The following is a 13,077-nucleotide window of genomic DNA, read 5'->3' as shown; positions in this document are numbered from 1 at the left end:
AGAGAGTAGCCCTTCCTCTCCTACTCACTCAGTTCAGCCAGGGTATCCAGATGTTGGTTATTAATGACGGCCATGATATAGGCATCTGCCTGCAAGAGGTCATTGGGTCCGAATTGGACATCCAGAGGAGCATTTTCGTAGGCACGAAAACCTAGTACGTTGAGGTTGTATCGCCCACGTAAATCTAGCTGACTAAGGCTTTTACCTGTCCATGATTGGGGGATTTTCATCTCGACAATCGATATATTCTTATCCAGCTGAAGGACGTCTACGCTGTTATGAAAGAGGATTGTCTGTGCTAATGAGCGTCCCATTTCAAACTCTGGTGAGATGACTGCGTCCGCACCAATTTTTTCCAACACCTTTTTAGCTGTATGGCTTTTGACCTTGGCAATGACGGTCGGCACTCCTAGACTCTTGCAGTGCATAACCGCAAGAACACTGGACTCTAGATTTTCACCTGTTGCGACGACTACGGTATCACAGGTGTCAATCCCCGCTGATAGAAGGAGTTCTTCATCCGTGATATCTCCAACTACTCCACGCGCCAGCACAGGTTCAAATTGATTAATGCGTTCCTCGTGGTCATCAATAGCGATGATATTCATGTCATGCTTGGCTAGGGCAGCCAAAACACTGCTCCCAAAAATTCCCAAGCCTAAAATTCCAATTGTCCGATCTGACATCGTTCTTCCTTTCTTATCCGATAGTGATATCTGCTTTCATATAGTGAATCGTATCTTTCTTGTCTGGCTGGTATTCCGCTACACTGACCAGTAGTGTCAAGGGACCAATACGGCCGATAAACATCAACAACATAACGATACTGAGGGCCAACTTACCTAACTCCGGCGTTAAATTTGCCGTCACTCCAACTGTCGCAAGGGCTGAAATGGTCTCAAACATGAGGTAAATAAAACGCGGATTTCCCTCTGCTGTTATCCCTAGTAGGATCAAGCCCAGCAAGAAGGTTAGCAAGAAAATAATAAAGACACTGAAAGATTTTTGCACGGTTCGGGGTTCAATGGTCCTCCGAGCAACATTGGCATGAGGCAAGCCCAATAGTTCACTACGAGCAAAGACCAACAAGACAAAGAAGGTCGTAATCTTGAGCCCCCCTGCTGTCCCTCCAGGTGCCCCGCCCAGAAACATCTGCAGGATGTAGATCAGTAAGGTAACTGGTCGAGCCTGGGTGTAGTCAATTGAAGCAAAGCCTGCCGTTCTCATGCTGACGGTCTGGAAGAAACTAACCAGCAATTTCTCTGGAGCGCTGAGATTTCCAATCGTTCCAGGATTGTTCCACTCGATTAAGAGAGTCGATACGGTTCCAAAGAGTAAAATTCCCGCCGTTAAAAAGAGAACCAACTTGGTATGGAAACGCAGACGGCGTTTTTTCTTTTTCCCAAACTGGGTCGCTAGGTCAAACCAGACCATAAATCCTAGACCACCTGTGATAATCAAGCCTGCAATCACTAGATTGATCAAGGGATCCGTTTGAAAGGCTACCAAACTCGTACTTCCAAAATTATCAAATCCAGCATTACAGAAGGCTGAAACAGCCAAAAAGATAGAAGTTAACACCCCTCGTCCCCATCCAAATTCAGGAATGAAGCGAAAACTCAGGAGAAAGGCACCGATTCCTTCCACCAAAAAAGTCGTCAAAAAGATCGAGCGGATAAAGTCCTTTAAGGACTGGGTTTCTCCATAACTGAAACTTTCTTGAATGGTCTCACGACCACGAAGGCTGAGCTTTTGCTTGCCTTGGATATAAAAGATTCCGATAAAGGTCATGAGCCCCAATCCACCGATCTGGATCAAGAGCATGCAAATCAACTGGCCCCATATATTGTAAGTAGAGGCTACCGGCTGGGTAAAGAGCCCTGTCACACAGACCATAGACACAGTCGTAAAGAGATGGTCAAAGTAGGTCGCTTGTGACGTTCCTGCTTGCACAAAGGGGAGGCTTAAAAGGAGAGAACCCAAGAAGATTACTAGAGCAAAACTTAAAAAGATGCGACGAGCTGGCGATAAACGTCCCAGATTCGTCTTGATTTTTTCCAAAAAAGATTTGAATAACATAACTACATTCTACCATAAAAACAGCAAGAACACTCACATGTGGTGCACAATGGCAAGACAGAGTTCGAGTGCCTTATCAAAAGCTTCTGAGCCCCAGTCACGACTGTCGTAGTTGTCCAGATCTGCCAAGGAATCTGCGGTAAAGAGCAGTTCTCCCCAGACAACCCCACGTAGTTGGGCAACTGCCGCAAGAGCAGAGCACTCCATCTCCACAACAGCACAGCCTTCTTCCTTGCGATAGGCAACCTTTTCAGCTGTCTCTCGATAAAAACCATCTGTCGTCCAGGTCATGACCTCCTCGTAAGGAATGCCTCTTTGCTCCAAGACTTGCTCAATGGCAGAGACAGCCTCAATCTGCATCTCCATATAACGAGAAGGCGCTACATAATGGTAGCTGGTCCCCTCATCTCGCAAAGCGCGAACAGGAACTAGAAAGGCATTTTCCTCTATATCGGCTAGGACTCCACAAATACCAGTGGAAATGATTTGCTCCACACCATAGCCAATCAACCAATCCATAAACTGGGCCGCTGGGGCAGAACCAACGGGCGCTTGGGCCAGACAAATCTCCTCGTCCTTGTAGTTGATGACATATACTGGATAGGTTTTGGTGGCCGAAACGAACTCACCAACACAGTCCGCCCCTACTTCCTGAGCATAGCGGTCAATCTCCTCCTCCAAAAATGCATAGATACACTTCTTTGGCAACTTCAAGTCTAACCCCTCATGTGTTGGCATAAGGACCGCTTGGGGGTTATCATCAAACTCTAAAATAGGAATCGCATGCTTCTGAATCATCGCCCACCTCCTCTAATTTTGTACTATTGTATCAAAAACTGACGGAGTGTCAAGGAGTTGTCTTTACATTTCCTCTAGTAACAACACAAAAATCTCCCTTCTCTCTCGAGAAAGGAGAATTTTGCTTATCCTTGTCCGCCAGGGGCTGGACCGTCACCTTGAGGAGCTCCATTCGGCCCACCGCCTCCAGGCATAGAATTGACGATTTCCGTTTGTTTCTCACCGTTGAGATAGATGTCCCCACCTGTGTAGGTCGCAGTTCCATCAAAGTCAAAACCTGTTTGACCAATCATTTTAATGGTTCCGCCGGTGACAGTGATATTCCCATTCGAGTCGATTGGGTCTGTATCTCCTTGACCAACTTCTACAGTCAGGTTCCCGCCATTCATGGTGAAGAAGATTTCACTTTGTTGGGCATTTTTGTTGGCCGCATTGACTCCATCATCTGTTGAATAGATGCTAATATCCCCTCCGTTGATAGTGATGGATTTCCCTTCAAGTCCTTCTGTCGAATTCTTGACAGTGTAGGTCCCACTATCGATGACGAGGTCTCCAGAAGCATGGATGCCATCATCCCCTGCTGTAACGGTAATCTTGTTGTTAGATAGGTACATGGTTCCGACTGAAGTATCTTCATCATTGTCCACCTTGACTCCATCTTCTTTGGCATCGATAGTCATGGTCGTACCAGTGATGTTGAGCTCATCATTGACATTAAAGGCATCGCCAACTGCGGTGATGTTATAGGTTCCACCCGTGATGTGGAGGGTGTCGTTGGCCTTAATACCATTATTTTTCTTTCCTTCTACATTAAGAGTTCCTTTCCCGTTGATGGTTAAATCCACCTTAGAAAAGAGAGCTGCATCGGCTTTTTCGTCACTGTTCGAGCTTGAGTCAGAGAGACTGTTGGTGGTCCCTTCTGCCAGAGTCAGGTAGACATGCCCAGCTGATGTCGCAGATATCGCTGCATTGGTGTTGGTCATGGTGACACCTTTTAGGACTAGGTGAACATCTGCCGACTCATCTGCCTCGACCTTGATCTGCACTCCGTCAGACTGACCTGAAATCACATAGGTGCCAGATTTTGTGATGGTCACTGTTGAGCCAGAGACTGTTACCCCATCTCCAGAGACATTTGCAGATGAGCCAGATAGCTCAATCTTAGAAGCTGTGCTTTCATCATAAGAAGTATCATAGTCCTTCTCAGTAAAATAGGAAGTTTGGTTTGTCTTTGTTGAAGTTGTTGCATTATTTGTCGTTGCATTGGTATTAGATGTAGTTGTTGACTGGGAACATGCTGCCATCAGCACCATTGCCGTTAAACTCGTTGCGAGTAGGGTCCATTTCTTTGATTTCATACCTTTTTCCTCTCCTTCGTATGATATAGCTAGACAGTCTACAGAAGATCCCTGAAACAAAACTAAAACTTTTCTGAAAGTTCCCTTAAATTCAGTTTCACTCAGTATTCTTTTGAAAGGGCTACTAGAAACAATTTGAGAGTACTAAAATGCATTTAATAGTTTTTAAAAGCAACATCCCCAAGTGCGATGTCGCTCTATTCAAAAAAGCCAAAAAGAAGAAAAATCTATAAGACCAAGATAAAGATTACAAAAAGAACAGTCCCAGCTGTTCTTTTTAATTTTCTTTCACAGGGATTTCCTTGATAACTCGCGCAGGATTGCCAGCTAGGACAACATTATCTCCGAAGGATTTGGTAATCACAGATCCAGCTCCAGCAACGACATTATTGCCCAGTGTCACTCCAGGAAGGACAATGACGCCACCTCCAGCCCAGAAATTGTCACCGATGGTGATGGGCTTGCCATATTCGACCCCTAAATTTCGTTCATGCGGATCCAGTGGATGGAGTGGGGTTAAAAACTGACAGTTGGGGCCAAGCATAGCATTGTTACCGATGCGAATCGGACAAACATCTAGCATGGTCAAGTTCCAATTAGAATAAAAATTTTCCCCTAGATGGATATTGATTCCATAATCGACCACCAGGCGTGGATTGACATAGAGATTTTCTCCAGTTGAACCAAACCAAGTCTTGATAATCTCTGCCCCTTTCAAGGGATCTAACTCCTGGTTGAAGGCAAACTGTTTTTGGCGAGAAGCCTGCGCCAAGGTCCGTAATTCAGGATCCGACGGACGGTAAGGCTCCCCTGCAATCATTTTCTGGTATTCACTGGTCATCTTAATACCTCACACTTAGTTTGAGGCCATCATATCAAAAAGACTTTGAAAGGTCAAGAATAGCCTGCTTTCTAGGCTCTCGAAACTAATTCCCTCCCAAGTCAAAACAACTTACTTGACAAAAGTTTGACTTCATGGTTTAATATACCCCATAAGGGTATATTTGGAGGTGCCTATGTTTCACTTATTATTTACAAAAATTGACAGTATTTCGACCAGCGAGTTAGAAGCTAAACTCAGAGAACCGATTCAGCTACTGGATGTTCGGACGCCTATGGAATTTCGTAGAGGTCATATCAAAAATGCCAAGAATGTCCCTCTATCCGAAATCGGATCTTATGCACCAGCGACAAAAGAAACACTCTATGTCATTTGTCATTCTGGTGTGCGAAGCAAACTAGCTGCGAAGAAGCTAAAGAAAAAAGGCTACGATGTCATCAATGTACGAGGCGGTATGAGCGCTTGGACAGGTAAGGTCATCTAGAAGCATAAAGGAGAAAATCAATGAAAATTATCATTGTCGGGGGAGTTGCAGGCGGTATGTCAGCAGCAACCCGCCTCAGACGTCTCATGGAAGACGCTGAAATCACTATTTTTGAGAAAGGTCCCTTTGTTTCCTTTGCAAACTGCGGACTTCCTTACTATGTTTCAGGAGAGATTGCAAATCGTGATAGTTTATTGGTCCAAACTCCTGAAAGTCTCAAAGCACGCTTTAATCTCGATGTGCGACCATTTCACGAGGTCATCAGCATTTCGCCAGCAGAACACACTGTGACCGTACGCCATGATGGACAGGAATTCACAGAAAGCTACGATAAGTTGATCCTCTCCCCAGGAGCTAAACCATTTGTTCCTAGCATTGAAGGTTTGGCAGAAGCTAAGAATGCCTACACGCTTCGCAATGTTCCCAATCTTGATGAAATTATGGTGGCCTTGGACAATCATTCAAAAGAAGCTGTCGTTATCGGTGCAGGCTTTATCGGGCTTGAAATGGCTGAAAACCTGGCCAAACGTGGATTGCAAGTTACCATCATTGAGAAAGCACCCCATGTCTTGCCACCATTAGATCACGAAATGGCAGCCTTTGTCCAAGCAGAATTGCTGGCAAACGGCGTTCGCGTTATCACTTCTCAGTCTGCGACTCGATTTGAAGACCAAGGAAAAGTCATCGTTCTCGAAAACGGTCAAAAGATCACTTCTGACCTCACCATCCTTTCTGTCGGTGTTGAGCCTGAAAATGGACTGGCTAAAGCTGCGGGGATTGAACTGGGACTTCGTGGTGGAATCCTGGTCGATGAACATTACGAAACCAGTCAAAAAGATATTTTTGCAGTTGGGGATGCCATCGTCGTCAAGCAAGAGATTACGGGCCAAGACGCCCTCATCTCTCTTGCTTCTCCTGCCAATCGTCAGGGACGCCAAGTGGCGGACATCATCGCAGGACTTGGTCGTACAAACAAGGGAAGTATCGGCACTGCGATCGTTCGTGCCTTTGATATGACAGCTGCTTCGACTGGTCTCAGCGAGCGTATCCTTAGCATGAATCAACTTCCTTACAAGGCACTTCATGTCAGTGGAAAAGACCACGCCGGTTATTATCCTGGCGCTACTGATATGACCTTGAAGCTCCTCTTCGAACCAAACACTGGAAAAATCTATGGTGCCCAAGGAGTTGGGAAGAAAGGTGTTGACAAGCGAATTGATATCCTAGCAACTGCTATCAAGGGAAATCTCACCGTCTTTGACCTACCAGAGTTAGAGTTTACCTATGCGCCACCTTTTGGTTCTGCCAAGGATCCCGTCAATATGCTGGGCTACGCAGCCTTGAACCTTATCGAAGGTCTCAGCGACAATATCCAGTGGTACCAACTAGAAGACGAACTGGCTGCTGGAAAGAAATTCCTAGACGTGCGGACCAGTGGCGAATTCCAAAGTGGTCGACTCAAAGTCGACACCATCCACATTCCCCTAAACGAACTACGGGAACGCTTGGACGAACTGGACAAGAACCAAGCCTACATCGTTAGCTGCCACAGTGGTTTGCGCAGCTATATCGCAGAGCGTATCCTCAAACAAGCAGGATTTACCGTCCAAAACCTTGACGGCGCTTATTCACTATACAAAATGGCTAAGCCAGAAGGAGTAGAATATGCTAACTAATATCAGCATGGCTGACTTTTATGAAAAATATCAACATGAAAATCTAGATCTTATCGATGTCCGTGAAGTACATGAATTCCAAGCAGGACATGCACCGGGTGCCAAAAATCTTCCGTTAAGTACCTTGGAGCAAGGCTACAAAGAACTCAAACCTGACCATGAATACCATGTCATCTGCCAAGGAGGAGTGCGTTCTGCCTCTGCCTGTCAATTTCTCAGCGCCCAGGGCCTCATCGTTACCAATGTAGAAGGTGGTATGAATGCTTGGCCCGGTCAAGTAGAATAAGCAAAAAACCGATTAAGTTCCTTAATCGGTTTTTTCGTTTTTACAACTCAATGATATGGGGCTCGTAACCAATCGCTTCTAAAAAACGAAGCAAATCTACGGTATCCAAAAAGAGGGTTTTCTCGTTGGTATTGGGGTGAAAACTCATCCGTTTTTCCGACATGATTTCTTTTTCGAAATAAACTTGAATGTCCTTGTCGGTATTGTTGAGCAAGCCAAAAGGCGAAACAACTCCTGCGGGCAAGCTCATTTTTTCAAACAAGCTCTCAGGCGAGGCCATCCGAATTCTATTAGCTCCTATTAGTTCTTTCAAGAGGTCCATATCCAGACGCTTTTGATCATCCATGATTAGCAGATAATAGGCTGTTTTTCTTTTTTGTTTGTGAGAAACATGGTCTTGGTACGGATACCTTCGATTTCCTCGATAAAACTATCTGCCTGCTCCGTGGTTAAGGCCGGCTCGTACTCCACGATTTCAAAGGGTCTATCTAGCCCATTTAGTATTTCTACTACTTTTTCGTATGCTTCCATCTTCTAGCCTCCCTTATCAACTTGATAGTCCCCAAAAGTGGGTTATTTTCGTTTGATTAGGTACTGAACAGCCTTTTCCAAGCGTTCCTTTTGAGCCTCAGGGTCCTCTAGCGGTTGGTTGATGCAAGCAGTGAGATTTTCGGTAATCATCATCTCAATCACGCGCTCAACACTGGAGCGCACTGCAGTCAACTGGGTAATGATATCTGCGCAGTCACGATCTTCTTCTATCATCTTTTGGATCCCACGCAACTGGCCCTCTGAACGTTTCAGGCGTGTTATATACTTTGAGTTTGTCATTGATTTATCCTTGGTCACTTTTTCTTCATTATATCTCGAATAAGGTTCTTTGTCAAAATTCTCATCCTATCTGTCTTTATAGGAGACAACCTTTTCTTTGTATTGGCTAGAAAAGATTACTGAGCAGGAAAAAGGAGAACTAAAGCTGTTCTCCTTGAAGCATAATCGGGACATCAAGTTTCCGATTAGTTATGCCTTATATCTTGGACAAAAAGGCTAGGATTACTATCCCATAGACCAGGACTAGGGCCAGTCCAAATCCGATACCAAACCACTTGTAAAACTTGTCCATGCCGCTGTAACGTTCGACATAGGCCCTGGTCGGCTTGTCTGGATCATACCAGACCGTTAGCTCCGAATGAAGGGGGAAATGGGTCTGCATCAAGCTATCAAAGGAAACAAAGGAGTTGCTGTAGCGAGTGATGGAAGGCGCCAGCATTTCTTCCCTTGTATAATCATTTGAAACCTTAGTAGGCCCCCACGGAGTCGTGACCGTTTTGATCATAAAATACTGCAAGGTTTTCTTATAAGTAAGCCCATCCACCGTGTATTCAACGATAGGTGGATAACCCTCACGAAAACGACTATAGCCAACAACCGTTCCCTCTACAGATGACTGGGCAAGCCGTACCATCTTCCGTTCTCGAAGATAGAGGTAGAGAAAGGTGCCGCATACAAACACAAAAGATAGGAGAGTGACGACTGTCCCAACTATCAAACCAATCATTTCTTTAGTCATATGAACTCCTCCAGTTATTCTATAGAGTGAAAGCCCAAAGAAGGAACTCGTCCAGAATCGACATCGAATCTACTCTTCGGATTTTTCTTTTGACTGTTTTTCTCTTAAATCTTTCACAGATTTTGATATGATATCTCTCACCTGTTCGTCAGTAAGTCCTGGAATCTGGTAATAAGGATTATTGGATTCGCTTTTTGACGGCTTTGTTCCTGAACTTTCGGTTTTAGAACTTTGTTCAGTCGAAGACGAGGATTCCGACTCTGAGGAACTGGATTCTTTGGTCTTAGAAGAGCTGGACGACTCAGGCTCAGAAGACTTGGATGTTTCAGGCGCTTTAAAATCAATCTTAGGCAGCTTGTCTACTTGGTTCACCTTTACGTTCGACTGTTTCACAGGTTTATAGAATAGCCCAAAAGACAACAGCAAGGCTATCAAGATCCCAATACCAGCCAAGGTTCTTTTATTGGCTTCTGCTGAAGGAACTTTTACTCCCTTTGTACTGAGTTCTTTCCATTCCGGGTGCTCTTTTTCTATGGCTTTTTTCTGTCTCCTAAGAGGACCAAGTAGAAAATGATTAAAAGGCACAATCGTTACCATAGCCACCGTTACAAGCGGGACATAATTGGAATGACTTGATACCAGTAGAACATCGAGTATAGCGAGAAGAATGAAGAGGAAACGCCCCACAAACTTACGAACTTGATGCTCTTTTTTGATCTACAAATATCTCTCTTGTGACATTATCATTCCCTCTTTTCTATTTCTTCCTTAAATATCACTTTCCCCTGTTCATACTTTCGCACAGCTAAGAGCCAGCGGATTGGATTGTTTTGGAATAAGAAAAGGTACAACAAGGCAGGAAAGAGACCTATCAATAATGAAAATAAAATTTGTGCGTCAAATTCATCCTGATTTATAAATGAATTTATAATATTTAGTATGGTAGCGATTCCTATAAATGCTATAAATAGAATTACTAACTGTATTATTAAAAAAACTATCATTTTTGCAAACGTCGCTTTTTTCTCACTAAAATTTTCCCAAAGCAGATTTGAATAAACGGCTTTCGCGAACTGTTGAGAACTTGCCCCCTGAACCTGCTTCACTTCTTTATACAAGGCCTCTTCCATCATCCATATAAAGCCAAAGCAGACAAAGAACTGGGTAGCGATATATGGCGGAACCATCCAGCTGCTGTATCGAAAACCTGAAAATGCAGGTATAGCTACTAATCCTCCGATAATACCCAAAAAAACAAAAGCAAACATCAAAGGAATAATAGCACTATTGGTCTTCCTAGCCCCTTCTGTATTTAACAAGGCGCTCTTATCTGCTACAAGAGCTTCTCTCGTTCGCGTATTATAGTAAACGGCCTTATCACCGCTCTGTCCAATAAAAATTATTTTTCTCATATAAAATCACCACAGTTTCCACCAATCACTATAATCAGAAACTTCAATTTTATCATAGGTTGTTGATAAAACATCACCAACCACTGGTAATGGTACTAGCGTTTCTCTCGTGTTTCTAGTTCTTCTCTTCCCCAAATATCACTTTCCCCTGCTCATACTTCCGCACGGCTAAGAGCCAGCGGATTGGATTGTTTTGGAATAAGAGCAGTACGACACTAATTGGGACGATCGTTGCTCCGATTGGTACCATGAACATGGACGGCTCAAACCATTCATGTTCATAGTAGGGAATGAAGGTCCCAGGTATGGCAAAGAACACAACAATAACAAAAACAAATAGAAGAACGAGGATAACAAATAGATACAAGATGATTTTATCGACTGTTGGTTCCTTATCTGGTGACTTCCTCCAAAAAGTACTACTTTCAACCGCATCTTTAAACTGTTCTTCACTTGCTGGGACAAGCGACTTAGCCCCACTGTAGAACAGTTTTTCAAATCCATAAACACTTCCGATAAAAACGAAAAGGATTGCGGCTAAATGGATCGGAGCCATCCACTCACTCAATCTAAAGGGCGCTATCAAGGAACGAATCCAAATACTGATGACAGCAACTAGCAAGAAAGCAAAGAAGAGAAGCCAAGGCCACTTGGATTTCTTTGAACTGATAGCACCATCAGTGTCTGAAACGGTGCTAGATTCTGTCGTTAAAGCCTCTCTCGTCCTTGTGTTATAGTAGACGGATTGCAGGCTTCCTTGACCTATATAAATGATTTTTCTCATCTTACATTTCTCCCTCTTTCCCTCGGCTACCGTCCTGTAATGTCTCCATCAGCTCTTTGAACAGTCGTTTGCGTGTTTTCATCCGAAAATCATAGACTATATATGTAAGAATACCAATCCCTAACATGTACATAATTAAAAATTGAAAATCAGAAACAGCCAGATAACGATAGGCTGAAAAAATCGTTATTAAAACAAAAATGTAGCCAACTACTGTCAACGCCCTAGATTTTCTCCTAAGGGTTTTGATATTGGCTTTTGTCAGTCGAACTTTTCTAAATCTATCTGTCTTCATGTTGCGTCGAGTAGATTTGGCAAGGAGAATGGTCCCGAAAATTAAAAACAGAGACATCAAGATAAAGAAGATCAGATTGAAAGGGGAGGAGACATCTCCAAAGGTTTGGTTGAGCAATTTCGACAGCCGTTGCAAGGAATAGATTGCAATAGGAGCTGCAATGGCTGAATAATTCATGCCTTGTTTTACACTATAGAATACTTGATTCTTCAGATCATAATAGATAAAATAGTCCTCCAGAGGCCCCATACTGATTAATTTTTTTACACTTGTGTCCATCTTATTTCCCGTCTCCTAAACTCAATACGGATGTTCAAACAGAGTTCTACTTTCTCTTAAAAGCATCGTGACAACGATTGCGAGCAGTCTAACCGATTTTTCGGCATTTGCCTTTCTAGAGAAAGAAAAGTTTATTAGTATTATAGCATGAACCCCCAGAAAAGGTAAAATATCCCCGATAGATACATTGGCTAGAGTCAAAGAAGGCTTCGTCATTTCATACAAAAGCGAACAAGTCCGCGTTCTAAAAACAGAATGCGAGCTTGTCCGCCTTTTTCTATGTCTCTAAAATATATGATATGTTTTCCTCGTCTCATCGTTCCAAGCGAATGCGGGTCACAATGCCGTCTGGATCTACAAGATCCAACTCACTCGAATGTATCCACTTGATTGTTGCTTCTATCTCTTGCGCTTGCTGAACGATGGCTAAGAGTTCTTCCTTGCTTTCGACCTCAAGGACGTAGTAGGCCAAGCCAGGCATGCCTGCCTTACGTGGAGCCAGATTTTTTCCTCCCCATTCATTGACTGCTAAGTGATGGTGGTAGTCCCCAGCTGCAATCCAACTAGCACTAGGGATGCTAAATTTATCCTCTAGCCCTAACACCTTTTGATAAAACTGACTCGCCGCGCGACTATCCTTAACTGATAGATGGATATGCCCCATTCTCGTCCCTTCAGCTAGGATAAAGGGATCTACCTTTTCCCCTAACTCATAGATATCCTGAGCCGCAAGGGCCTCTGTCACACCGATAATGCGGCCGTCTTCTCGAATATCCCATGAGGAAACTGGTTTATCACGGTAGAGTTCAATGCCATTTCCTTCCAAATCCTCCAGATAAAGAGCCTCACTGTATCCATGATCTGCACCCCCGACCAGAGGAATCCGCAAATCACTTAGGTGTTTCAAGACATCTGCCAAGGCTTTTCGTGTCGGCAACAAAATCGCCAGATGGTAGAGCCCATAATGCTCCCTTACTTCGCCAGCCTTTTCTGTCGCAATCAAGTGAACCAAGGCTTTTCGACCAAGTCCCAAAATTGCTTCTGTCTCTGTTTGGGATAAAATCTCCAAACCAATAATCTGGTGATAAAAAGCCGTTTGACTCGTCAAATCCTTAACATTTAAAACCGCCTCCGCTAGGTAAATGTGGCTTTGGTATGCATAAGTCATCGGGTGTCTCCTTTTTGTTGTAACTTTATTAATTACATCAATTATAC

Annotated in this window: 15 protein-coding genes and 1 pseudogene; 3 read left to right on the top strand and 13 right to left on the bottom strand. The window is 43.8% G+C overall.

Annotation, left to right across the window (positions count from 1 at the left end; translation table 11 throughout):
* Nucleotides 1–20: 20 nt before the first annotated feature.
* The 5 genes from ACUW6H_RS07640 to ACUW6H_RS07620 all read right to left on the bottom strand — a co-directional run bounded on the left by ACUW6H_RS07640 (nucleotide 21) and on the right by ACUW6H_RS07620 (nucleotide 5,076).
* Nucleotides 21–686, bottom strand: a complete 666-nt coding sequence (locus ACUW6H_RS07640; protein WP_454363537.1) for a potassium channel family protein — start codon at nucleotides 684–686, stop codon at nucleotides 21–23.
* A gap of 13 nt (nucleotides 687–699) precedes the next feature.
* Entirely contained in the window at nucleotides 700–2,079 is a 1,380-nt protein-coding gene (locus ACUW6H_RS07635) for a TrkH family potassium uptake protein (RefSeq protein ID WP_454363535.1), read from the bottom strand.
* Between the two features lie 33 nt (nucleotides 2,080–2,112).
* Nucleotides 2,113–2,877, bottom strand: a complete 765-nt coding sequence (locus ACUW6H_RS07630; protein WP_454363533.1) for a nucleoside phosphorylase — start codon at nucleotides 2,875–2,877, stop codon at nucleotides 2,113–2,115.
* A 125-nt stretch (nucleotides 2,878–3,002) separates the two neighbouring features.
* Entirely contained in the window at nucleotides 3,003–4,235 is a 1,233-nt protein-coding gene (locus tag ACUW6H_RS07625; protein WP_454363531.1) for a carbohydrate-binding domain-containing protein, read from the bottom strand.
* Nucleotides 4,236–4,512: 277 nt separating this feature from the next.
* On the bottom strand, nucleotides 4,513–5,076 hold the full coding sequence (locus ACUW6H_RS07620; RefSeq protein WP_454363529.1) for a sugar O-acetyltransferase: 564 nt from the start codon (nucleotides 5,074–5,076) through the stop codon (nucleotides 4,513–4,515).
* Between the two features lie 175 nt (nucleotides 5,077–5,251).
* Between ACUW6H_RS07620 and ACUW6H_RS07615 the strand changes: the two genes are divergently transcribed.
* From ACUW6H_RS07615 to ACUW6H_RS07605, 3 genes are read left to right on the top strand one after another with little or no spacing between them, the layout of a single operon-like run.
* The gene (locus ACUW6H_RS07615) at nucleotides 5,252–5,560 is read left to right on the top strand and encodes a rhodanese-like domain-containing protein (protein ID WP_454363527.1); all 309 of its coding nucleotides are present in this window, start codon (nucleotides 5,252–5,254) and stop codon (nucleotides 5,558–5,560) included.
* A gap of 20 nt (nucleotides 5,561–5,580) precedes the next feature.
* Nucleotides 5,581–7,236 carry an FAD-dependent oxidoreductase gene (locus ACUW6H_RS07610; protein ID WP_454363526.1) on the top strand — a complete coding sequence of 552 codons (1,656 nt, stop codon included), beginning with the start codon at nucleotides 5,581–5,583 and terminating at the stop codon, nucleotides 7,234–7,236.
* On the top strand, nucleotides 7,226–7,522 hold the full coding sequence (locus tag ACUW6H_RS07605) for a rhodanese-like domain-containing protein (protein ID WP_454363524.1): 297 nt from the start codon (nucleotides 7,226–7,228) through the stop codon (nucleotides 7,520–7,522). The genes ACUW6H_RS07610 and ACUW6H_RS07605 overlap by 11 nt, the downstream gene beginning before the upstream one ends.
* A gap of 40 nt (nucleotides 7,523–7,562) precedes the next feature.
* Here the strand turns inward: ACUW6H_RS07605 and ACUW6H_RS07600 are convergent.
* The 8 genes and pseudogenes from ACUW6H_RS07600 to ACUW6H_RS07565 all read right to left on the bottom strand — a co-directional run bounded on the left by ACUW6H_RS07600 (nucleotide 7,563) and on the right by ACUW6H_RS07565 (nucleotide 13,030).
* Nucleotides 7,563–8,053: pseudogene (locus ACUW6H_RS07600) on the bottom strand (prolyl-tRNA synthetase associated domain-containing protein).
* Between the two features lie 42 nt (nucleotides 8,054–8,095).
* Nucleotides 8,096–8,353: a metal-sensitive transcriptional regulator gene (locus ACUW6H_RS07595; RefSeq protein ID WP_096405797.1), complete on the bottom strand. Its 258-nt coding sequence runs from the start codon at nucleotides 8,351–8,353 to the stop codon at nucleotides 8,096–8,098.
* A 196-nt stretch (nucleotides 8,354–8,549) separates the two neighbouring features.
* Nucleotides 8,550–9,092, bottom strand: a complete 543-nt coding sequence (locus ACUW6H_RS07590; RefSeq protein WP_096405796.1) for a DUF3592 domain-containing protein — start codon at nucleotides 9,090–9,092, stop codon at nucleotides 8,550–8,552.
* 69 nt (nucleotides 9,093–9,161) lie between these two features.
* Complete coding sequence (locus ACUW6H_RS07585) at nucleotides 9,162–9,809, bottom strand: hypothetical protein (RefSeq protein WP_454363891.1); 648 nt, start codon at nucleotides 9,807–9,809, stop codon at nucleotides 9,162–9,164.
* Between the two features lie 26 nt (nucleotides 9,810–9,835).
* The gene (locus ACUW6H_RS07580; RefSeq protein ID WP_454363521.1) at nucleotides 9,836–10,504 is read right to left on the bottom strand and encodes a hypothetical protein; all 669 of its coding nucleotides are present in this window, start codon (nucleotides 10,502–10,504) and stop codon (nucleotides 9,836–9,838) included.
* Nucleotides 10,505–10,619: 115 nt separating this feature from the next.
* On the bottom strand, nucleotides 10,620–11,288 hold the full coding sequence (locus tag ACUW6H_RS07575; RefSeq protein WP_454363519.1) for a hypothetical protein: 669 nt from the start codon (nucleotides 11,286–11,288) through the stop codon (nucleotides 10,620–10,622).
* A 1-nt stretch (nucleotide 11,289) separates the two neighbouring features.
* Nucleotides 11,290–11,862, bottom strand: coding sequence for a hypothetical protein (locus ACUW6H_RS07570; RefSeq protein ID WP_454363518.1), 573 nt, complete (start codon nucleotides 11,860–11,862; stop codon nucleotides 11,290–11,292).
* A 313-nt stretch (nucleotides 11,863–12,175) separates the two neighbouring features.
* Entirely contained in the window at nucleotides 12,176–13,030 is an 855-nt protein-coding gene (locus ACUW6H_RS07565) for a VOC family protein (RefSeq protein WP_454363516.1), read from the bottom strand.
* Nucleotides 13,031–13,077: the final 47 nt, after the last annotated feature.

The organism is Streptococcus sp. 151470009-6 (assembly GCF_053628175.1).
The sequence above is the reverse complement of the archived record's forward strand: the minus strand, read 5'-3'. Positions and strand labels throughout refer to the sequence as shown.